This is a genomic window from Klebsiella michiganensis, from assembly GCA_000963575.1.
In the GTDB taxonomy this organism is placed as follows: domain Bacteria; phylum Pseudomonadota; class Gammaproteobacteria; order Enterobacterales; family Enterobacteriaceae; genus Cedecea; species Cedecea michiganensis_A.
The window spans coordinates 2,841,937-2,864,405 of record CP011077.1 but is presented as its reverse complement, the minus strand read 5'-3'; the positions used below and the strand labels follow the sequence as shown (position 1 = coordinate 2,864,405).

Genomic DNA, 22,469 nt, shown 5'->3' with positions numbered 1-22,469 from the left:
TACTCTCCCGATTAACCGAACGTAAAGGCATAGGCGTTCACGCCTGCATCTTCAAACTCAATACTGAATGTGTGTTCACCGCTGCCGCTCGACTGGCGAATCAGCTGGTACAGCCGCTGTTCAGTCACCGTGCCGCTACCGTCCGGGGCAACATCTGAGCCGTGGACGCTGCCGGGTGCCTGACCGTCGATGGTGACTTTAAAGCGCACCGGTTTCCCTTCAGGGCCCGGGCCGAGGACAAGGTGCAAATCGCGGGCATGGAACTGGTAAACAATGCTGCCATTTGGCCGGTTAAGGGTGATGTTCTCGCCGGCAACGGTCCAGTTGCCTGCCAGTCCCCAGCTGTCCAGCGGCAGCGCGGAGGGCTTGTTGTAGTCCGCTGGTTTATCGCCGGTTACTTCGCCGGAGGCAAAGTTTTGCGCCCGCATATAGCCGAGATAGGTTTCTGGCGAGATGTCATTCTGGCCACTGGCCGCCTGTTCTACGCCGCTGGCAGTAACGGTACTGATGCCGCTGTTAACATCCCTGGCTCCCGCCTGGCGCAGCAGTTCCTGTATAACGCGTTCGGATTGTGCATAGTCGCCTTCGCCAAAGTGCTCATAGCGAATGCGGCCGCTGGCATCGATGAAGTAGTGCGCTGGCCAGTACTGGTTATTGAACGCCCGCCATATGCTGTAATCGTTATCAATGGCGATGGGATAAGTTACGCCCAGTTTTTTCGCCTCTTTGGTGACGTTGTTGACGTCGCGCTCAAAGGCAAACTCCGGCGCATGGACGCCAATCACCACCAGTCCCTGGTCGCGGTATTTTTCAGCCCAGGCTTTCACGTAAGGCAGTGAACGCAGGCAGTTAATGCAGGAGTAAGTCCAGAAGTCGACCAAAACGACTTTGCCTTTCAGGGCTTCGGCAGTCAGCGGTGGGGAGTTAAGCCACTGCGTTGCGCCGCTCAGCGAGGGCATTTCGCCAGCATCGGTTAGCGTTGGAATGGTGTCGTCATCAGAGGTTTTCACCACCGAAGCGGGCGATGGGGCATTGGATGTGGTGCTGTCCGGAGAGAGGCGTTTGACCAATGCTTGTTCTATGCCGCCGGTCGAGGCGGTGGACAGCCGGGCTAATACCCCGGTATCCAGGCCAAAGGCAATAGCGACGACGCCAAGTAACATACCGGCGCCGAGAATACGACGGATCCATTCCCCCACGCCCAGAGAACGTTTCATGGCGCTAAAGACTTTGCCGCCGATCAGAAGCGCCAGCGCCAGTGAGGTGGCCGCGCCGGCGGCATAAGCCAACAGCAGCAGCGTAGAGCCTACATTTGCTCCCTGCAGGGCTGCGCCGGTCAGTACCAGCCCCAGGATCGGGCCGGCGCAGGGGGCCCAAAGCAGACCGGTTGCAATGCCCAGTAAAAATGAAGCGCCTGGACCCGCCGGCTGCCCCGGTGCTACACGGTTAGACAGTGAGTTGCCCGCGTTAACCAGAGGGTGCATCACGCGCTCGGCCAGGCGAGGGAACAGGAGCGTAATACCAAACACCGCCATCAACACTAATGCAACGCCGCGGCCATATTGGTTAGCCGCGACGACCCAGCCACCGCCCACGGCCGCAAGGGTTGCAAACAGCGTAAAGGTTAATGCCATCCCGACGAGTAGCGGCAGCCCGGTGCTGACAAACGGCCGATCGGAACGGGCAAATACAAACGGTAGCACCGGCAGGATGCAAGGGCTGGCAATGGTTAGCAGGCCGCCCAGATAAGCAAGGATAATTACCAGCATCGTCAATGTCCCAGTGAGGGTGAGTGAGCGTAAAGCCGGGTGAAATTGACCAGGCTCTGCATGAACATATGCCTGCACTTTATAAAGAGAATACTCACTAAATCCTCTTCAAGAGTTAACAATTTCGTGACAACTTTCAGGGCGTCAGCAGTGCGGAGGGGGAAAGCGCAGTCAGGCCGGAGTCTTCCTGCGCGGGGAATTAAGGATGTGGGCGACGGCGAAGAGCGAGGAAAAATACCGGCACGCCGATAAGCGCCGTGATGACGCCGGGAGGCAGCTCTCTGGGGGCAAATAGCGTCCGCGCCAGGGTATCGGACACTAGCGTCAGCATCGCACCGCAGAGAATGCTGGCAGGCAAAGTCCATTGATGACCATTGCCGATTATCATTTTTGCCAGATGGGGGACGGTCAGGCCGACAAATCCAATTGCTCCACAAAACGAGACCAGGATTGCGGTGAGAAGCGTGATGGCCAGGTAGAGTGATATTTGCAGGGCGAAAACATTAACGCCCAGGCTCCTGGCGGCTAAATTTCCCAGCGCCATAACATTCAATGTTGGGGACAGCGCCAGGCAAAGTGTCCCCACAAAGAATAGCGCGGCGGCACAGATAGCCACCTGTGACCATGTTGCTTGCCCAAACGCACCCAGAAGCCAGAAGGTAAAGCCGCGCGAGGTCGTCGCATCGGTTTGCCAGAAGACGATTAATGAGGTTAATGCGCTAAGCAATTGCCCAATGCCGACGCCCGAGAGCATAAACCGGGCTGGCTGCATAATGGTTCGTCCGGCGAGGAGCAAAACCAGCCCGAAAGCGGCCAGTGCCCCGAGAAAAGCCCCGCCGGGCATTGCCGTTAGCAGCGGTTGAACGCCGAGCGCAATGATGGTGACCGCACCCAGGCCCGCCCCGGAAGAAATACCCAGAAGCCACGGGTCGGCCAGCGGGTTTCGGGTTAGGGTCTGAAGCACGGCGCCAGCCAGCGCCAGCCCGCCGCCGCAGACCATCGCCAGCAGCGCTCTGGGTAAGCGTAGTGACCAGACAATCTTCTGGTATAGCGCCAGGCGGGGGTCTTCAACGGGAGCCGAATGCAGTAGCTGAATGACTTCACTCAGGGACAACGTCACGGCCCCAAAGCGCAGGCTGTAAATCAGCACAAGCAGCGAGGCAATGCCGCACAGCAGCAGGCGCAATGGCAGCACGCGCTTATTTCCACCCGGCAATCAGGTAATCGTCCATGAGCTGCCACAGCGTACCTGTTTCGCTGAAACCGGCCTGACTGAGGCTTGCCAACTGGAAAGCCAGCGTCGTTGAGGGAGGTACCGGGCGGCCAGAGAAAACGGCTTCACGGGCAGGCGTCAAGTTGGCAATCTCCGGTATTTCTTTAGCAAGGGTGAACCACTTGTCCCAGTCAACGACGCCTTTATCCCACGCCTGTTGTTGCGTTCGGGCATCATGACGTTCGCTGATGGCTTTTTTATTGCTATCTATCGGGGTAAAACGCTGGTGGTCGGCATTGAGAAATATGCCTTTATCGGCAAGTAATTTCAGGATCTCAACGTGCAGGCTGTGCTGCCTGTCAGGCATCAGCCAGTGCAGGGCAGTACTCGAGACGATGGCATCCGGGCGGAGGCCGATTATTTTTTCCTGCCAGGCCGGTGTCGCCAGGTCGGCAGAAAGAATACGTACTCGAGCGCCCCAGGCGGCAAGCGTTTCTCGGGCGATGGCCAACATCACGGGATCAACATCCATGGCGGTAATCTGTGCTGCAGGAAACCTTTCAAGAAGGCGTTTTGTAAGGGAACCCGGCCCACAGCCAAGCTCGAGCAGCGAGAACTCCCCATTGAACTGCAAGGCGAGAGTGTCCATCAGGGCGTCGAAGCGAGCTTCCCTGCTGGCAATATAAGCGCTTTGCTGCTGGTCCCAGAGGGTTACGAGAGTGTGCCATGTCATGTCAGTCATGATTTTCCTTGGTAGAAAGTGAGGTGATAAGCCTGTCCAGCGCATCCACTGAGCGGATGGAGGGATCCATGTCATAGCCTGACAGGATGATGAATTTTTTTTCTTTCACGGCACGAAGGCCCGAGGTCAGGGGAAAGTGTTCGAGGAAGGTGATTTTATCTTTCGCGCTGTCGCCGGTGCCGCCCCGTGGCAAATCGGCCAGCACCAGAATATCCGGGTCCCGACGGGCTATCTCCTCCCAGGCAATGTTTGGCCATAGCGCCGAGATGTCCGAGAAAATATTGTGGTTGCCGCTTTCTTTGCTCAGCATGTCCGGAACGCCACAGCAGCCGGCGACAAACGGCGAGTCGGTGCCGGAATACCACCAGAGCAGGCGAGCCGGAGCCAATTTGGCTGCGCGTTGGCGAAGGGCTGCAAGGTGTTTTTCTTCCCGGTTAACCAGCGCCTGTCCCCGAGCCTCAATATGCATAATTTTCGCCAGATCCTGGATTTCTCGAAAAAGGGCGGCGAAGCTGATTTTCTCCTTCGGTACGCTCTGCTGGCCGCTACAGGCGCCGGGGGAGAGCCAGCTTGATATTCCCCAGCTCGTGATTTGATCCCGGCTTGCCCCTTCCGGTGACCAAAACCAGTACCAGCTTGACGAGTAGATCATTTCGGGACGCAGCATCAGCAGCGCCTCGGCGGAAATAAGCCCAGTCCTGGCCACGACGGGCAATGAAAGGGCATTCCGGGCAGAAAATCCCATAGGATCTCTGGACGGGTCATAGCCCACGATGGCAACAATTTCCTGGCGTATGCCCAGTGCCAGAAGGTTTTCCAGCGCTGGGTTACCATAAACGACGATGCGCGTTGGGACGGAAGTTATTGTTTGTGGCACACCGCAATTGGTCACCGTGACGGCGGAAGAACCAGAGGAAAAAAGCAGGCCAGCCGCCGCAAACATAAAAATCCTGAGCCTCAGAACCATACCGTTATCCAGCCTTCCCATGTGCGGGCAGGGGCGATCAGAGCCTGGCCGTCGTAGGTGCGCTGATAGGAATAGAGCGTATCGGTCAGGTTGCGAACCCGCGCGCCCAGGCTAACTTTGGGCGTCAGTTTGTATTCTGCTGACAGATCCAGGGTGATGTAGTCGTCCATCTTTTTAGTATTGCGGCTGTCGTTGTAGCTGCTCCCGACATAGCGCAAATCACTCCTCAAGCTGAGAGGAGCGCTGGGATGCCAGGTCAGCGCCAGATTGCTGGTCCAGGTCGGGATATAAGCGGGTTGATTGCCGTTAAGGTTTTCTGGTGGAGAGCCTGCACTAAAGCTATCGAATCTTGCATGGGTCCATGCAAGGTTGCCCGCCACCTCCCAGCGATCGGTGGGCCGGGCCGTGGCCGACAGCTCAATACCCCGTGAAGTTTGCTGCCCTACGGCGAGGAGTTCACCCGGCGTTGTGGCTGAAGGGGTAAAAAGGTTATTTTTGCGCAGCTGGTAGAGGGCAAGATTAACGGATGCTCTGTTATCCCAGAACCGACTCTTAATGCCGGTTTCCCATTGTTGCGACTCGGTGAGCGGGAGGTGAGTTTGATCGGCACCGAGGAAGAAAATGTCGCCGCCTGCTTCCTTGCCGTTTGTGTAGCTGGCATAGAGCGTTGTGCCGTCACTGATATCCCAGTTCAGGCCGATACCGGCGTTAAGGAAGCTGCGATTTTGACTTTCGCGGCGAGCCGGAGCGAAGTAATGCCAGTCCATATCCAGTCTTGTAAATCGCAGCTGGTTGAGCAGGCTGAGGCTGTCAGTGAGTTGCAGACTGTCCTCTATAAAGGCCGCATACTGGCGCTGGGTGACCCTGCTCCATGGCGCGCGGGTAATATTGGTTTCGGCGCTGAATGGCTCACGCGGCGGGTTGAGCAACGGGATATCCTGCGCGCCGGGAAATCCGTTTTTTTGGTAGTCGAAGCGGCTGGTTTGCAGCTCAATTCCGGTGACCATACGGTTATCAAGGCCCAGTAAGGTGTGGTCTATTGAGACGCTTGAGCGGTTGGCCAGCAGCGTATTTTTATGGCTTAAGTCACTCCAGGAGTCACGATTGATCGTATCCGGAGTGGCTGCACTGTAGCGATAGCGCTCCACGCTATGCCAGTAGCGATAGCCATTGTAATACCAGGTGTGGTTATTAAAGGCGATTCCCGGGGCGAGGGTTGTGTCGAGAACAGCCTGCAGTGCGGTGGCATGGCTGGCAATCCTGGCATCGGTCAAATTGTTATAGTTAATACCGCGCAGCCGCGACTGCACCTTGCCTTCAATGAGCGGCGTTCCGAAGTATGGGTTGTCGCTGCTGTTGTTCATTTTGTCGCCATATAGCGTCAGGGTGGTTTCGTCGGTAAGGCGAAACAGCAGCGAGCCGCTGACTCTGGACTGCCTGTTGCGCTCGTGCTGAACCTGACTGTTCCCTTGACTACCGGAAGCATCAAGGCGCCAGGCTACCTTGTCCTCTACCAGCGTTCCCCCGGCTCCGCTTTGCAATGAGTGGGTGCTGTAACTTCCCAGCTGATAGCGAAGCATCACGGGGGCGTCAATAAAGCTGGGCTGACGTGAAACCAGGTTGGCGCTGCCGGCGGTGGCGCTCAGGCCATTAAGCGCGGAGCCAGGACCGTGCAAAATATCCACCTGCTGATAGTGAGCCGGATTGCCAAGCTGCAGCGTACTGCCGGGCATTTCCAGCCCGTCCAGCAGCCAACTTACCGGCATAAAACCCCGCAGAGAAAAACTGTTGGAAAGCGTAGGGGAGGCAACCCCGGACATGCCGGTTGCATGACTGACCGTGTCGGCAAGCGTACGGTCACCCTGCGAGATGATCTGTTTTTGTGAAAAGGTTTCCACATACCGCGGCGTTTCTTTGTCAGTCAGGCCCAAACGTGAGGCCGTGCCGCTGGCGGGCGGAAGCTCTGCAGGCGTTTGGCTGACTACCGTGATGTTTTCTTCACAGGATAGCCTGTTGCAGTCTGCGGCAAAAAGCAGGGGGGAGAAAAACGTAAAAAATACGCCGGGATATAATAGGTTGCGTTTGATTTTCATAGTGTCTGTGGGTACTCAAAATGAACGTGCCTGTTCAAAAATCGACGGCATGGAGCCTGAATGTCGTCACAAGTCGTTACGTTATAACATATCAATTTAATTGACTATAAATTTAAAACGATGAATTCAGTGTGGATTTGCTGACGGGAGCCGGGGCGGAAAAAAAAAGCCGCAACGGAATGTTGCGGCTTTAGCGGGGTGACCCGGTTATGGCGTGGGTGAATTATTCAACGCACAGGATGCGGGTCGTGTTGGTGGTGCCGATGGTGCTCATCACGTCGCCCTGGGTCACGATGACCAGGTCGCCGGAAATCAGATAGCCTTTATCACGCAGAAGGTTTACCGCATCATTCGCGGCGGCAACGCCTTCACTCGCGCTATCAAAGTAAACCGGCGTCACGCCGCGATACAGTGAAGTCAGGTTCAGCGTGCGCTCATGGCGCGAGAGCGCAAAAATAGGCAGGCCGGAACTGATGCGAGACGTCATCAGCGCGGTACGCCCGGACTCGGTCATTGAAATGATGGCGGTAACCCCTTTGAGGTGGTTAGCGGCATACATCGCGGACATCGCGATGGCTTCTTCAACGTTATCGAACTGCACGTCGAGACGGTGTTTGGAGACGTTAATGCTGGGGATTTTTTCCGCACCCAGGCAAACGCGCGCCATGGCCGCGACCGTTTCTGCCGGGTACTGACCTGCCGCTGTTTCTGCAGAGAGCATCACCGCATCGGTACCGTCCAGTACGGCGTTTGCCACGTCCATGACTTCCGCACGGGTTGGCATTGGGTTGGTGATCATCGACTCCATCATCTGGGTGGCGGTGATCACGGCACGATTCAGCTTACGAGCACGACGAATCAGGGTTTTCTGGATGCCAACCAGCTCCGGGTCGCCAATTTCTACGCCCAGGTCACCTCGGGCGACCATTACCACGTCAGACGCGAGAATAATGTCGTCCATGGCGGCTTCGTCGCAGACGGCTTCCGCACGTTCTACTTTCGCCACAATTTTCGCATCACAGCCCGCATCACGCGCCAGGCGACGTGCGTAGTTCAAATCTTCGCCGCAGCGTGGGAATGAGACGGCCAGGTAATCCACGCCGATTTTGGCAGCGGTCACGATATCGGCTTTGTCTTTATCGGTCAGCGCTTCAGCAGACAGACCCCCGCCCAGCTTGTTGATCCCTTTGTTGTTGGACAGCGGGCCGCCTACTGTCACTTCGGTAAATACTTTCAGGCCCTGAACTTCCAGTACTTTGAGCTGTACGCGGCCATCGTCGAGCAGCAGGATGTCGCCAGGTACAACGTCGGCCGGCAGACCCTTATAGTCGATGCCCACTTTCTCTTTGTCGCCTTCGCCTTTCCCGAGGTTGGCGTCCAGCAGGAATTTGTCGCCAAGGTTGAGGAATACTTTGCCTTCTTTGAAGGTAGAGACGCGAATTTTAGGGCCCTGCAAATCACCGAGGATCGCTACATGGCGCCCCAGTTTTGCGGCAATCTCACGCACTTTATCTGCACGCAGCTGGTGATCTTCAGCTGAACCGTGGGAGAAGTTCATTCGTACCACGTTAGCGCCGGCGGCAATAATTTTTTCTAAATTATTATCGCGGTCGGTAGCCGGGCCTAAGGTGGTAACGATTTTGGTTCTACGTAGCCGTCTGGACATGTATTACTCCGTTGACTGAAACAACTTGGTGTTGCGTGAACAAAAACTCGGTAGGTCAGGGCGTGCTGTGAACACCCATGACAACGTAACCGAACAGACTAATAAGTTACAACTTTGTTATCAAAAATTAACGTTCATCGCCTGAGAGAAGACGTTCTTTATCAAAGCGCGATTCTTTGAGCGCTTCCTTGACTCGCTTCAAGTTATCCCTGAATTTTGCCCCTCTGCGCAAAGTAAAGCCCGTCGCCAGTACGTCAATGACGGTAAGCTGCGCCAGTCGAGACACCATTGGCATATAAATATCAGTATCTTCTGGTACATCCAGCAGCAGTGAAAGCGTCGCTTCACGGGCAAGCGGACTGCCTTCCGATGTGATGGCGAGCACAATGGCATCGTTTTCACGGGCTAGCTGAGCCAACTCAACCAGGTTTTTAGTTCGACCGGTGTGAGAGATAAGCACCACCACATCTTGCTCGGTACAATTCATACAGCTCATACGTTGCATAACGACGTCATCGGAGTAAATCACCGGGACATTGAAGCGGAAGAATTTATTGGTGGCGTCGTGGGCGACGGCGGCTGATGACCCGAGACCAAAGAAGGCAATTTTCTTTGCCTGGGTAAGCAAATCGACGGCCCGGTTAACCGCAGACATATCCAGCGACTGACGAACCCGGTCAAGGCTCGCCATGGCGGACTCAAATATCTTACCGGTATAGGACTCGACGCTATCATCTTCATCAACATTCCGGTTTACATAAGGTGTGCCATTCGCCAGACTCTGAGCTAAGTGCAGTTTAAAATCAGGGAAGCCCTTGGTTTCCAGGCGACGGCAGAAGCGGTTCACGGTGGGCTCGCTGACGTCAGCGCTGCGGGCAAGCGTCGCTATACTGGAGTGAATGGCGTCCTGAGGTGTAGCAAGAATCACTTCTGCGACTTTGCGTTCCGATTTGCTAAGGTGTTCCAGCTGTAACTGGATTTTTTCCAGCATATTCATAAAGGCGGGCACTCATGGGTTTTAGCGATTTCAGCAAAAGAAGAAATCGTGGGCCGATTTAGCAAGAATATACTCTTGCTAAAATGTGATAGGGCGAGTCGCCGGAGTAATGTTGTTGTTTTTTTTCATTACATGATCGGTGTCTAACTTTGGCAACGGTTACATCGCACAAAAAAACGCCATTAAATGACGCTTTAGTGCGGCATTGTGGGAAAAGTTAGCAATTGAGGCGGTCAAACCGGGGTTAACGGTTGTCCTCAATTCAGCAAAAGCAGTACATTGCAGCGTAATAAAATTACAAGACGTGCCTGGCTTAATGCTATCCGCGCCCCAGAGGGCCGGTAAAAGCCGGGATATCCGAAACGAGGAGACAAACATGGCGGTAACGCAAACAGCCCAGGCGTGCGATCTGGTCATTTTCGGTGCAAAAGGCGACCTGGCGCGCCGGAAACTGTTGCCATCCCTGTATCAGCTGGAAAAAGCAGGTCAAATCCACCCGGAGACCCGTATTCTGGGTGTTGGCCGCGCAGAGTGGGATAAAGAGGCATACACCAAAGTTGTACGCGAAGCCCTCGAAACCTTCATGAAAGAGAAGATTGACGAGAGCCTGTGGGACAAACTGAGCGGTCGTCTGGATTTCTGTAACCTGGACGTCAACGACACCTCTGCTTTTACTAAGCTTGGCAAAATGCTCGACCAGCAGAACCGGGTCACTATCAACTATTTCGCCATGCCGCCAAGCACCTTTGGCGCTATCTGCAAAGGGTTAGGTAAAGCGAAGCTTAACGCCAAACCTGCTCGGGTCGTCATGGAAAAGCCGCTGGGGACTTCTCTCGAAACCTCCCAGCAGATCAACGATCAGGTGGGCGAGTTCTTTGAAGAGTGCCAGGTTTACCGTATCGACCACTACCTGGGTAAAGAAACCGTTCTTAACCTGCTGGCGCTGCGTTTTGCCAACTCCTTGTTCGCGAACAACTGGGACAACCGCACTATCGATCATGTAGAAATCACCGTGGCCGAAGAAGTGGGGATTGAAGGCCGCTGGGGTTACTTCGATCAGGCCGGGCAGATGCGCGACATGATCCAAAACCACCTGCTGCAGATCCTGTGCATGATTGCCATGTCACCACCGTCTGATTTGACCGCGGACCACATCCGCGATGAGAAAGTGAAGGTTCTGCAGTCGCTGCGCCGCATTGACCGCACTAACGTGCGTGTTAAAACCGTGCGCGGGCAGTACACCGCGGGCTTTGCGCAGGGCAAGAAAGTGCCGGGCTACCTGGAAGAAGAAGGCGCGAATAAATCCAGCGCTACCGAAACCTTCGTGGCTATCCGCGTAGATATCGACAACTGGCGCTGGGCCGGCGTGCCGTTCTACCTGCGTACCGGTAAACGTCTGCCAACCAAATGTTCTGAAGTCGTGGTTTACTTCAAAAACCCTGCGCTGAATCTGTTTAAAGATTCCTGGCAGGAATTGCCCCAGAACAAACTGACTATTCGTCTGCAGCCGGACGAAGGCGTGGATATCCAGATCCTGAACAAAGTCCCGGGCCTTGAGCACAAGCATAACCTGCAAACCACCAAGCTGGATCTGAGCTACTCCGAGACCTTCAACGAGTCTCACCTGGCGGATGCCTATGAACGTCTGCTGCTGGAAACCATGCGGGGCATTCAGGCGCTGTTTGTTCGTCGTGATGAAGTGGAAGAGGCCTGGAAATGGGTAGACTCCATTACCGAAGCCTGGGCTGCGGATAACGATGCGCCGAAACCATACCAGGCCGGAACCTGGGGGCCGGTGGCTTCCGTGGCAATGATTACTCGTGACGGCCACTCATGGAACGAATTTGAGTAACAGGTCGTGAACATAACCGGTAAAACGTCGCTAACAAATGCTCCTCATTTTACCGGTAACATGATCTAACACAGAAGTGGCATAGTTTTTTATGAATAATAGCCCCGCGTGGATTCACCCGCGGGGCTTTTTTATTTACACTAGCTGAAGCGTTTTTGCTCCCGACATCAAGTTTTATGGGCTACCAGGGTACTGTCAGTAGCTCCGAACATGACGATATCAATGCGGGAGAACAGCCACTTTCTGAGGAACTTCTATGCATCCAAATTTGTTACGGGTAACATCGCGTATTATCGAACGCTCCCGCCCAACGCGCGAAGCCTACCTGGCACGCATTGAGAAAGCCAGGAGCAACACGGTTCACCGCTCGGAACTTGCCTGCGGTAACCTCGCGCATGGTTTCGCTGCCTGCCAGCCGGACGATAAGGCGGCGCTGAAAAGCATGTTGCGTAACAATATTGCGATCATCACCTCCTATAACGACATGCTCTCTGCCCATCAGCCGTATGAGCATTATCCTGAGCAAATCCGCAAGGCGCTGCACTCCGTGGGCGCAGTGGGGCAGGTGGCAGGCGGTGTACCTGCTATGTGCGATGGAGTGACTCAGGGCCAGGATGGTATGGAACTTTCGCTGCTGAGCCGCGAAGTTATTGCCATGTCTACCGCCGTTGGCCTCTCCCATAATATGTTTGACGGTGCGCTCTACCTTGGCGTGTGCGACAAAATCGTACCGGGGCTGACGATGGCCGCCCTGTCGTTCGGGCATTTACCTGCGCTCTTCGTGCCATCAGGCCCGATGGCAAGCGGTTTGCCAAATAAAGAGAAGGTTCGCATTCGCCAGCTTTATGCGGAAGGTAAAGTCGACCGTCTCGCGCTGCTGGAAGCGGAAGCCGCCTCTTATCACGCACCGGGGACCTGTACCTTCTACGGCACGGCGAACACCAACCAGATGGTGGTTGAGTTTATGGGCATGCAGCTGCCGGGCTCTTCTTTTGTCCAGCCCGATGCTGAATTGCGTGGCGCACTAACGGATGCCGCCGCACGCCAGGTCACTCGCCTGACCGGCAACGGCAACGAATGGATGCCTCTCGGTAAAATGATCGACGAGAAAGTGGTTGTGAACGGCATTGTTGCACTGCTGGCGACCGGCGGGTCGACTAACCACACCATGCACCTTGTCGCAATGGCTCGCGCCGCAGGGATCATTATCAATTGGGATGATTTCTCTGACATCTCCGAAATTGTACCGCTGCTGGCGCGTTTGTACCCGAATGGCCCTGCGGATATTAACCACTTCCAGGCCGCGGGCGGTGTGCCCGTGCTGATGCGTGAGCTGCTTAAAGGCGGCCTGTTGCACGAAGATGTTAACACCGTGGCCGGTTTTGGCCTGCACCACTACACCATGGAGCCGTGGCTAGACAACGGCCAGCTTGCCTGGCGTGAAGGCGCCAGCCAGCCGCTGGACAGCGACGTTATTGCCACCATGGAAAAACCGTTCTCCCGTCACGGCGGAACCAAAGTGCTGAGCGGGAATCTTGGCCGGGCGGTGATGAAAACTTCAGCGGTGCCGGTAGAAAACCAGGTGATTGAAGCGCCAGCGGTTATTTTCGAAAGCCAGCATGATGTATTACCGGCCTTTGAAGCCGGCAAACTGGACCGTGATTGCGTTGTTGTGGTGCGCCATCAGGGGCCAAAAGCGAACGGCATGCCAGAATTGCATAAACTTATGCCGCCGCTTGGAGTATTATTGGACCGCTGTTTCAAAATTGCTCTGGTGACAGATGGAAGACTGTCCGGTGCCTCAGGGAAGGTGCCTTCCGCAATCCATGTTACCCCGGAAGCGTATGACGGCGGGCTGCTGGCGAAGGTGCAGGATGGCGACATGATTCGCGTCAACGGCCAAACGGGCGAGCTAACGTTGCTGGTCGATGAAGCCGTACTTGCGGCGCGCACTGCTTATCACCCGGATCTCAGCGCCGAGCGCGTAGGGACCGGTCGAGAGTTATTCGGCGCGTTGCGCGAACAGCTTTCGGGCGCTGAACAAGGCGCAACCTGTATTAAATTTTAAACCCGTGGCAGCAATGCCCCGGAAACAGATTAACAGTGGCTAAGAGGCGCTCAGATGAAAAATTGGAAAACTACAGCAGAACAGATCCTGAAAACCGGTCCGGTTGTGCCGGTTATTGTTGTTAACAAGCTGGAGCATGCTGTGCCGATGGCGAAAGCGCTGGTGGCCGGTGGCGTCCGCGTGCTGGAAGTCACTCTGCGTACGGCCTGTGCTATCGACGCTATTCGCGCGATTGCGAAAGAGGTGCCGGAAGCTATCATTGGCGCGGGTACCGTGCTGAACCCACAACAGCTTGCAGAAGTGACCGAAGCAGGCGCGCAGTTTGCCATCAGCCCGGGCCTGACCGAGCCGCTGCTGAAAGCCGCGACCGAAGGCACCATTCCTTTGATCCCGGGTATCAGCACCGTTTCAGAACTGATGCTGGGAATGGACTACGGCCTGAAAGAGTTTAAATTCTTCCCGGCGGAAGCCAACGGTGGCACAAAAGCGCTGCAGGCCATTGCCGGGCCGTTCTCTCAGGTGCGTTTCTGCCCAACCGGTGGCATCTCTCCGGCTAACTACCGCGATTACCTGGCGCTGAAAAGCGTGCTGTGCATCGGTGGCTCATGGCTGGTACCGGCGGATGCGCTGGAAGCGGGTGATTATGACCGCATCACTAAGCTTGCCCGCGAGGCGGTGGAAGGCGCTAAGCTGTAAGCCATAAAAAAGCCCCGTGCATTAACGGGGCTCCATGCATAAAACGCCTTCAACAGAAGGCGTTTTTTTATCCTTCCACCTTCACCTGTGCGGCCGATGCCACAGCTCTGGCAACCGCCTCGTCGACGCTGTTACCCGTTGCCAGCGCCACGCCCATGCGGCGTTTACCCGCAATCTCCGGCTTACCAAACAGGCGAACCTGTAAACCACCACCCAGCGCCGCTCCCACGTTACTGAACTTAACATTATCGCTGTGCAGCTCTGGCAGGACAACCGCCGAGGCCGCCGGGCCGTACTGGCGAATTTCACCGACTGGCAGGCCGAGGAAGGCGCGTACATGCAGGGCAAACTCAGAAAGATCCTGCGAAATCAACGTCACCATGCCGGTATCGTGCGGGCGAGGGGAAACCTCACTGAATATCACCTCATCGCCGCAGACAAACAGCTCAACGCCGAACAGGCCGTGGCCGCCCAGAGCGGTAACCACTTTTTCAGCGATCTCTTTCGATCTTGCCAGCGCAATATCGCTCATTTGCTGTGGCTGCCAGGACTCACGGTAGTCGCCATCTTCCTGGCGGTGTCCGATAGGCGCGCAGAAATGCACGCCATCAACGGCGCTGATGGTTAGCAGGGTGATTTCAAAATCAAAATTGACCACCCCTTCGACGATGACGCGTCCTTTGCCGGCCCGTCCGCCGAACTGGGCGTATTCCCATGCTTTCGCCAGCTGTTCGGCAGTACGGATGAAGCTCTGGCCTTTGCCCGAGGAGCTCATCACCGGTTTAACAATGCACGGCAAACCAATCTCCTGCACGGCCTGGCGGAAGGCGTCTTCACTGTCGGCGAAGCGGTAGCTGGAAGTGGGCAGTTGAAGTTCTTCTGCGGCCAGGCGGCGGATACCTTCGCGGTTCATGGTTAGCTGAGTTGCGCGGGCGCACGGCACCACACGCTGGCCCTGGGCTTCAAGCTCCAGCAGGGCATCGGTGGCTATAGCTTCAATTTCAGGAACGATAAAATCGGGCATTTCGGCGGCGACAAGCGCTTTTAGCGCCGCGGCATCCAGCATGTTAATCACATGGCTGCGGTGCGCGACGTGCATCGCCGGTGCGTTTGCATAGCGGTCGACGGCGATAACTTCTACCCCGAGGCGCTGACACTCAATGGCCACTTCTTTACCCAATTCACCGGAACCCAGCAGCATAACTCGCGTAGCTGCCGGGCGCAGAGCAGTTCCCAACGTTGACATGTGATTTAGCCTTAACAAAGAAAAAGACCCGGGAAGTATAAACGAAAACGTTTGCGTTGGCAGCGCCTTTCCGGCTTGTGTGTTAAAATGAATGGCGATATACTGGATAAATAAACAGGTAAAACGGAGCTGCAAAATGGCGGTCGAGATTAAATATGTTGTGGTGAGAGAGGGACAAGAAAAAATGGCCTTTGCCAGTAAAAAGGATGCTGACGCTTACGACAAAATGCTGGATCTGGCTGAAGTACTCGGCGAATGGCTGCAGCAAAGCCCGATTACGCTGGAGGAAGGGCAGAGCGACACCCTGGCGATGTGGATGGCGGAAAACAAAGATCTGCTGGCGGGCGTGTTGAAAAACGGCAAGCTGCCAGAAACTGAGTTAAACCAGTCTGCGCCAGACCCGGAGTCCTCGGCGGCTGAGCAATCGCCTGTGGCGGAAGACAACGTCAGTGAGCACCCTGGACGTAAACGTACCAAAGCCGCGTAATACGGTTCGGCAGTTAGCGCCGGGCAGCCGGCGCGATTCTTTTCCCATCTTTAGCGCTGTCCGACGTTTCTTGACGTCCTGTGGCCTACTCTCGACGAATTAAGTCAACAGAGGGTCTCCGTCATGAATAACTGGTTACAGCAGCTTCAGTCGCTACTGAGGCAATCCACTTCTTCTCAATCCTCACAGCCTGCAGCCGGTTATGGCCCTGAAGGGATCGGTAAACTTCTGGTACCGGGGGCGCTGGGTGGGCTCGCCGGGTTACTGCTGGCGAGTAAGTCCTCCCGCAAACTGTTAACAAAGTACGGCACCAGCGCTCTACTGGTCGGCGGCGGCGCCGTTGCCGGGAGCGTGTTATGGAACAAATACAAGGCACGCGTCCGCCAGAATCAGCCGACTGCAGTGGAGTATGGCAATCCGCACTCGTCGATAGATGTTCGTACCGAAAGATTAATCACCGCGCTGGTTTTTGCTGCGAAAAGCGACGGCCACATCGATGCAAAAGAGCGCCAGTTTATTGAGCAGCAATTGCGTGAAGTCGGTATCGACGGTGAAGGCAAGGCCCTCGTCGAACGAGCTATTGACCGGCCGTTAGATCCTCACCAGCTTGCGCAAGGCGTGAGAAACGAGGAGGAGGCGCTGGAGCTTTATTACCTCAGCTGCACGGCTATCGATATCGATCACTTTATGGAACGCAGCTATTTGAGCGCCCTGGGTGATGCACTACACATACCGCAGGATGTCCGTTCCGGTATTGAGCAAGATATTCAGCAGCAAAAACAACCGCTCCCGGTTTAATCCTCCTGCTATCAGGATATGCCGGGTATCTCCCGGCATTTTCTTTTATCTTTCATCTTCCGCTTGCAAGCTCGGCTGAATTTGCCACCCTTACAGGGTGTTAAACGGAAAATGATGAAAGTGATGCCGCCAAAAGCCAAAAAAATCCCTCACGCTATGACGCTGCATGGTGATACCCGCACGGATAACTATTACTGGCTGCGGGATGATGACCGCGCCGATCCGGATGTTCTGAAATACCTCGAGCAGGAAAATGCTTACGGTAAAAAGATCATGGAGAGCCAGCGATCGCTGCAGGATCAATTGCTAAAAGAGATGATCGCCCGCGTTCCGCCTCACGATGTATCCGCCCCGTATGTGAAGAACGGCTATCGCTACCGGCAGGTCTATGAAAAGGGAAACGAGTACGCGATTTATCAGCGGCAATCTGCGGTCAAAGAAGAGTGGGCCGAGTGGGACATTTTACTGGATGCCAACCAGCGCGCCGCCCACAGCGAGTTCTACACGATGGGCGGGTTTGCCATCACCCCGGATAACGCCGTTATGGCCCTGGCGGAGGACTATCTCTCTCGTCGTCAGTACGGTATTCGTCTGCGTAATTTGAAAACCGGAAACTGGTATCCGGAGCTGCTGGATAACGTCTCGTCCAGCTTTGTGTGGGCGAATGACTCCGTCACGCTTTACTACGTGCGCAAGCATCCCAAAACCTTATTGCCTTATCAGGTCTGGCGACACAGATTGGGCCACCCGGTGGCCGATGACCAACTGGTGTATGAGGAAAAAGATGACGCTTTTTACGTCAGCGTGCATAAAACGACCTCACGGCATTTTGTGGTCATCCATCTGGCGAGCGCGACGACAAGTGAGGCTTTGTTACTGGATGCAGAACTGGCAGATGCCGAGCCGCAAGCCTTTGCCCCGCGCAGAAAAGACCATGAATACACGGTCGATCACTACCAGCATGGTTTTTACATTCGTTCCAATAAAGACGGTAAAAATTTCGGGCTCTACCGCAGCGCCGTGCGGGAGGAAAAACAGTGGCAAACGCTGATTGCCGCACGGGAACAGGTCATGCTTGAAGACTTTACGCTATTTCGAGACTGGCTGGTGGTTGCTGAACGACAGCAGGGGCTGACCAGCCTGCGTCAGATTAATCGCCATACGCGTGAGTCCACGGGTATCGCTTTTGACGATCCAGCCTATGTTACCTGGCTTGGCTACAACCCTGAGCCGGAGACCTCGCTTTTGCGTTACGGTTATTCCTCCATGACAACGCCAGATACGCTATTTGAACTGGATATGGACAGCGGGGAGCGCCGGGTTATCAAGCAAACCCAGGTTGCCGGCTTTGACCCCGGCAATTACCGCAGTGAGCATTTGTGGGTGACCGCTCGGGATGGCGTTCAGGTGCCGGTGTCATTGGTTTATCACCGCAAGCACTTCCGCCGGGGTAAAAGCCCGCTGCTGGTCTATGGCTATGGTTCCTATGGCAGCAGCATGGATGCGGACTTTAGCAGTAGCCGTTTGAGTCTGCTTGACCGCGGCTTTGTGTACGCTATTGCCCACGTACGCGGGGGTGGGGAGCTGGGGCAGCAATGGTACGAAGATGGCAAGTACCTGAACAAAATGAATACCTTTAACGACTATCTGGACGTGTGCGACGAGCTGCTCAGGCTGGGATATGGCGATCCTAAATTACTTTATGGGATGGGAGGCAGCGCCGGTGGCATGCTGATGGGCGCGGCTATTAATCTGCGTCCTGAATTATTCCATGCCGTGGTGGCTCAGGTGCCGTTCGTCGATGTTGTGACGACGATGCTGGATGAGTCGATTCCGCTCACCACGGGGGAGTTTGAGGAGTGGGGGAACCCACAGGATGAAGAGTATTACCGATATATGAAGCAATACAGCCCTTACGATCAAGTGCGTGAACAGGCTTATCCCCACCTGTTAGTGACCACCGGTCTGCATGATTCGCAGGTACAGTACTGGGAGCCGGCTAAGTGGGTTGCTAAATTACGCGACTATAAGCGAGATGAGAGCTTGCTGCTGCTTTGTACGGACATGGATTCCGGGCACGGTGGCAAGTCGGGGCGCTTTAAATCCTACGAAGGCGTAGCGCTGGAGTTTGCTTTCCTGATTGCCCTGGCGCAGGGGATCTTGCCAGGGCGCGTGCATTAATCGGCCGCGCTGGCGGCCAGATAATGTCTTAAGGTCATGCGGAGATCCGGCGCCAGCTCCTTGATGTTGTTAAGCATCCAGCGAAGATAGCCCGGATCATCTTCGGCTATTTCCGCAATCCGTTTCCCCCGGTATTTGCCGAACATCATGGTGGTCACCAGCGCAGGACGCCCGGTGATCGTGACCATATCTTCCGCAGTCCATCCCGATACATCCATAATTCTCAACAGCAGAGCGGCAGTAATATAGCAGTCGAACAATGCGCGGTGATGATGCAGCCCGGCTGGCGTATCCACATGCAACTTTAGCGATTTATACAGCCCCATGTTGCTGTATTTGATGCCTGGCCATAGGCGGCGCGCCAGCTTCACGGTACAAATCCAGTCGCCCTGCATTTCCGGCAGCATGCGGCTGTCAAAACTGGCGTTGTGCGCAACGTAATAGGGGCTCCCGAGATAGCGAGGGATAACGTCTTCAATCCAGGGTTTATCGGCCACCATCTCTTCGGTAATTTTATGGATGGCCATCGCCTGGTAGCTTATCGGCCGATCGGGACGGACAAGATCGCTCATCGGGTTCACAATCTTACCGTCGATAATATCGACCGACGCAACTTCTACCACGCCCCCCTGTAATCCACAGGTTTCCGTATCAATTATGCGCAGCATCGCAGTCTCCGTTAACAGGCTTCAGGTGACTAGCGTAAAGGAATGACCTCGCCGTGCCAACCTCTCTCATCCCGACGGCCAATCGCCAGCAGTTCGCCCTGATCGGCTCTGACGACGAGTTGGCCTAAATTATCCCAACACGCGCTGCGGCCTGCGGAGCGAATTTCTGTCTCGGACCAGGCGTAATTAGCCTGCAAAATGTTGAGTCCATATTTGTGCGCCCAGCGTTGCATATACATTTCATCTTGCTGGTAGCTTAGTTCTGTCATCGCGGCGCCGGTCGCGTAAAGGTCTGCCCCGATGTCAGCGGCGCTTCTGGGCCAGGATTCATCATTGCTTTGGGCGCAAACGGCCAGCGCGATATTGCGAGAGCGTTGTCCCAAAAGTGGCGCAACTGGAGGCCGGGCGTTCGTCTCGACTGCTTCAGCAGGACGTTTACAGCAGGCGATACGTGACCCGTCGGGCAGAAACCCCACCATGCCGGCTACGCTATGCGTTCCGTCGCTGAGTGACATGCCGACGATCGCGGTCATATGATAGCGATGAGCAGCCTCAGCCAGTGGGTTGAACAGCGGATCGGTCAGCGCCGGAGGGTGGCTGTCGGGGCGTAAGCCGGATAAAGAGAGCTGGGGAAAAACCAGAAGTTCGATGCCTTGTTCGGCGGCACAGCGGATGAAATCGAGATGATGATCGATGTTGGCCTGATAATTCCCGGCAACAGCACCGTATTGCGCAGCGGCAACATTCCAGCGTGGCATAGGTTCTTCCTTAATCTTTCATCCAACGATTGCATCCTGCAATCGTGACGGATGAGCCAAAGCTTGTGGTCAACTGAACAGGGAAGAGAGTAGCACTAGTTTTGAATCAGCGAGATAGTTCTTAAGTTTTTATTTTTGCTTTGGTTCATAGGGCAAACGAGAAAGATTAACCGAGGCCAGGCGATAGGCAATCAGCTTTTCACGAAACCAGCTCCGCAGATGCTCCGGCTGTTCTCGCTCCACCATTTCAGCCACAACGGGCATGTTATAGCGTTCTTTAAATGCCACGCCGGCGGCGGCGAGATCCACGTTAACTTTATCCATTTCTTCCTGGGGTAAATCGGCGAGATTGTAGCTCATCATATCCTCCTGCAATGTCAGCGCAGAAGTTACTGTTTTGCGCTCCGGATGACAAGCAACAATAGCTTTTCCCGTCTCGACTTGGTATCGGCCCGGGGTTATCCTTGCCGCTTTATCACATAACAAAAAGGAATAGTTAATATGGCGTTCATCTCCTCCCGCATCGCAACCGTCGCGGCATTTGTCGCTGCTATGGCCGTTTCTCCAGCCGTTTTTGCGCATGCGCACCTTAAGCAGCAGTCTCCTGCGGCAGATTCTGCCGTAACAGCATCCCCGCAGGCGCTGACCCTAAGTTTCTCCGAAGGCGTTGAGCCGGGCTTCAGCGGTGTGACCGTCACCGGCCCGCAGAAATCAGCCGTGAAGACCGGGAAAGTGAAGGTGGCTGAGACCGACAACAAACAGCTTATTGTGCCGGTCGAAGAAACCTTGAAACCGGGTGATTATTCCGTGGACTGGCATGTTGTGTCGGTTGATGGGCACAAAACCAAGGGTAACTACCACTTCTCCGTGAAGTAATCGCCATGCTATCGGCGTTTTACATCGCGCTGCGTTTTATCCATTTCACTGCATTGATGGTGCTGCTGGGCAGCGCCATCTGCTGTTCGTTGCTTGCCCCGCAGCAGTTTAAGCCCGTGCTTGTGCGCCGCCTCAGAGCGCAGTGGCGGCCTGCCGTTTGGCTGTCGTTTTTTAGCGCCTGTTTGTTATTTATGGCTCAGGCCGGGCAGATGGGGGACGGCTGGAGCGATGTGATTTCGCCGGATGTCTGGCAGGCGGTGCTAACGACTCGCTTTGGTTCGGTATGGATATGGCAGCTATTGCTGGGCCTGGCCACGCTGGCCGCAGTGCTGATCGCTCCTCGGGCTATGCCGGGGTTATTGCTACTGTTAGCCGCGGCGCAGCTCATTATGCTGGCTGGCGTCGGGCACGCCGCCATGCACGACGGGGCGCTGGGTGCCTTCCAGCGGATCAACCACGCGATTCATCTTCTGAGCGCGGCCTGGTGGGTGGGGGGCCTGCTGCCTTTGCTGGTTTGTATGCACATGGCACACAAGCCGCGCTGGCGCACCCCGGCGCTCATGGCCATGATGCGTTTTTCTCGCTACGGGCATCTCGCCGTGGCTGCGGTATTGGTTACCGGCGTAGTGAATAGCTTGCTGATCCTGGGCTGGGCACTGCCGCTGGAAAGCGGCTACTTTCGGCTGTTGGTCCTCAAGGTTGGGCTGGTGCTCGGGATGGTAACGCTGGCATTGATCAACCGCTATATACTGGTGCCGCGCTTTGATGCCGCTCATGCCCATGCGCAGCACAGATTTATTCAGCTGACCTGGCTGGAAGTGATTTTATCGGTAGGGGTACTGCTGCTTGTCAGCCTATTTGCTACCTGGGAGCCGTTCTGACGGCACAAACTGGTTATATGAGAGACTCATGAAAAAGAGCATTTTGACTTTACTGCTGCTGGCCTGCGCGGGCTCTGCGCTGGCTGCCCCGCAAATTATCACCGTCAGCCGGTTTGAGGTGGGTAAAGACAAATGGGCGTTCAACCGCGAAGAGGTGATGTTGAGCTGCAGAACAGGGAATGCGCTGTTTGCCATTAACCCAAGCACGCTGATGCAGTACCCGCTGAACGCCATTGCCGAGCAGCAGATCAAGAGCGGTAAAACGAGCGGGCAGCCAATAAGCATCATTCAGGTCGACGATCCGCAGCATCCAGGCCAGAAAATGAGTCTTGAACCCTTCATTGAGCGTGCGCAAAAGCTCTGCGCTGAATAAAAAACACGCATTTTTTGCCATAAAAAAACAGCAATAACCTCAACGGGATATTGCTGTTTTTGCATAAATAGTCACCTTTGTTGCGGCTTTTTTCTGACCACTTTTGTTGTGGACTGGAAAACCTGCGCCGGTAATCTA

20 protein-coding genes are annotated in these 22,469 nt (G+C 55.3%); 9 read left to right on the top strand and 11 right to left on the bottom strand.

The genetic code is table 11. The annotated features are described in order from the left end of the window. Positions 1-11: 11 nt before the first annotated feature. The 7 genes from VW41_13280 to VW41_13250 form a co-directional block, all read right to left on the bottom strand. A complete protein-coding gene (locus tag VW41_13280; protein AJZ89934.1) occupies positions 12-1,769 on the bottom strand; it encodes a cytochrome C biogenesis protein in 1,758 nt (585 codons plus the stop codon). A 199-nt stretch (positions 1,770-1,968) separates the two neighbouring features. Beyond that, positions 1,969-2,964 carry an iron ABC transporter permease gene (locus VW41_13275; protein ID AJZ89933.1) on the bottom strand — a complete coding sequence of 332 codons (996 nt, stop codon included), beginning with the start codon at positions 2,962-2,964 and terminating at the stop codon, positions 1,969-1,971. 4 nt (positions 2,965-2,968) lie between these two features. After that, complete coding sequence (locus VW41_13270; protein ID AJZ91965.1) at positions 2,969-3,715, bottom strand: methyltransferase type 12; 747 nt, start codon at positions 3,713-3,715, stop codon at positions 2,969-2,971. Between the two features lies 1 nt (position 3,716). Then, a complete protein-coding gene (locus tag VW41_13265; protein AJZ91964.1) occupies positions 3,717-4,667 on the bottom strand; it encodes an ABC transporter substrate-binding protein in 951 nt (316 codons plus the stop codon). 14 nt (positions 4,668-4,681) lie between these two features. Next, positions 4,682-6,784, bottom strand: a complete 2,103-nt coding sequence (locus VW41_13260) for a TonB-dependent receptor (GenBank protein AJZ89932.1) — start codon at positions 6,782-6,784, stop codon at positions 4,682-4,684. A 223-nt stretch (positions 6,785-7,007) separates the two neighbouring features. Further along, positions 7,008-8,450: a pyruvate kinase gene (locus VW41_13255; GenBank protein ID AJZ89931.1), complete on the bottom strand. Its 1,443-nt coding sequence runs from the start codon at positions 8,448-8,450 to the stop codon at positions 7,008-7,010. Positions 8,451-8,577: 127 nt separating this feature from the next. Continuing rightward, positions 8,578-9,447: a transcriptional regulator gene (locus tag VW41_13250; protein AJZ89930.1), complete on the bottom strand. Its 870-nt coding sequence runs from the start codon at positions 9,445-9,447 to the stop codon at positions 8,578-8,580. A 376-nt stretch (positions 9,448-9,823) separates the two neighbouring features. Here VW41_13250 and VW41_13245 point away from each other — a divergent pair, with 376 nt between their 5' ends. The 3 genes from VW41_13245 to VW41_13235 all read left to right on the top strand — a co-directional run bounded on the left by VW41_13245 (position 9,824) and on the right by VW41_13235 (position 14,063). Beyond that, positions 9,824-11,299: a glucose-6-phosphate dehydrogenase gene (locus VW41_13245; GenBank protein AJZ89929.1), complete on the top strand. Its 1,476-nt coding sequence runs from the start codon at positions 9,824-9,826 to the stop codon at positions 11,297-11,299. Positions 11,300-11,555: 256 nt separating this feature from the next. Further along, positions 11,556-13,367, top strand: a complete 1,812-nt coding sequence (locus VW41_13240) for a phosphogluconate dehydratase (protein ID AJZ89928.1) — start codon at positions 11,556-11,558, stop codon at positions 13,365-13,367. Positions 13,368-13,421: 54 nt separating this feature from the next. Next, positions 13,422-14,063 (top strand): keto-deoxy-phosphogluconate aldolase, encoded by a 642-nt coding sequence (locus VW41_13235; GenBank protein AJZ89927.1) that lies wholly within the window; start codon positions 13,422-13,424, stop codon positions 14,061-14,063. 67 nt (positions 14,064-14,130) lie between these two features. Here VW41_13235 and VW41_13230 read toward each other — a convergent pair whose 3' ends face one another. After that, positions 14,131-15,309: a phosphoribosylglycinamide formyltransferase gene (locus VW41_13230; GenBank protein AJZ89926.1), complete on the bottom strand. Its 1,179-nt coding sequence runs from the start codon at positions 15,307-15,309 to the stop codon at positions 14,131-14,133. Positions 15,310-15,445: 136 nt separating this feature from the next. Between VW41_13230 and VW41_13225 the strand changes: the two genes are divergently transcribed. From VW41_13225 to VW41_13215, 3 genes are all read left to right on the top strand, one after another. After that, complete coding sequence (locus VW41_13225) at positions 15,446-15,796, top strand: LexA family transcriptional regulator (GenBank protein AJZ89925.1); 351 nt, start codon at positions 15,446-15,448, stop codon at positions 15,794-15,796. Positions 15,797-15,919: 123 nt separating this feature from the next. Then, the gene (locus VW41_13220; protein ID AJZ89924.1) at positions 15,920-16,594 is read left to right on the top strand and encodes a membrane protein; all 675 of its coding nucleotides are present in this window, start codon (positions 15,920-15,922) and stop codon (positions 16,592-16,594) included. 123 nt (positions 16,595-16,717) lie between these two features. Continuing rightward, entirely contained in the window at positions 16,718-18,775 is a 2,058-nt protein-coding gene (locus tag VW41_13215; protein ID AJZ91963.1) for a protease 2, read from the top strand. Here VW41_13215 and VW41_13210 read toward each other — a convergent pair. From VW41_13210 to VW41_13200, 3 genes are all read right to left on the bottom strand, one after another. Beyond that, positions 18,772-19,443, bottom strand: coding sequence for an exodeoxyribonuclease X (locus VW41_13210; GenBank protein ID AJZ89923.1), 672 nt, complete (start codon positions 19,441-19,443; stop codon positions 18,772-18,774). The two genes, VW41_13215 and VW41_13210, sit on opposite strands and share 4 nt — an antisense overlap. A 29-nt stretch (positions 19,444-19,472) precedes the next feature. Continuing rightward, a complete protein-coding gene (locus VW41_13205) occupies positions 19,473-20,201 on the bottom strand; it encodes a carbon-nitrogen hydrolase (GenBank protein AJZ89922.1) in 729 nt (242 codons plus the stop codon). A 129-nt stretch (positions 20,202-20,330) separates the two neighbouring features. Beyond that, positions 20,331-20,561 carry a DNA polymerase III subunit theta gene (locus VW41_13200; GenBank protein ID AJZ89921.1) on the bottom strand — a complete coding sequence of 77 codons (231 nt, stop codon included), beginning with the start codon at positions 20,559-20,561 and terminating at the stop codon, positions 20,331-20,333. Positions 20,562-20,702: 141 nt separating this feature from the next. Between VW41_13200 and VW41_13195 the strand changes: the two genes are divergently transcribed. The 3 genes from VW41_13195 to VW41_13185 are packed head-to-tail and all read left to right on the top strand — an operon-like array spanning position 20,703 to position 22,331. Continuing rightward, complete coding sequence (locus VW41_13195) at positions 20,703-21,077, top strand: hypothetical protein (protein AJZ89920.1); 375 nt, start codon at positions 20,703-20,705, stop codon at positions 21,075-21,077. 5 nt (positions 21,078-21,082) lie between these two features. After that, positions 21,083-21,958, top strand: a complete 876-nt coding sequence (locus tag VW41_13190) for a membrane protein (protein AJZ89919.1) — start codon at positions 21,083-21,085, stop codon at positions 21,956-21,958. A 28-nt stretch (positions 21,959-21,986) separates the two neighbouring features. Then, a complete protein-coding gene (locus VW41_13185) occupies positions 21,987-22,331 on the top strand; it encodes a hypothetical protein (GenBank protein AJZ89918.1) in 345 nt (114 codons plus the stop codon). Positions 22,332-22,469 lie beyond the last annotated feature (138 nt).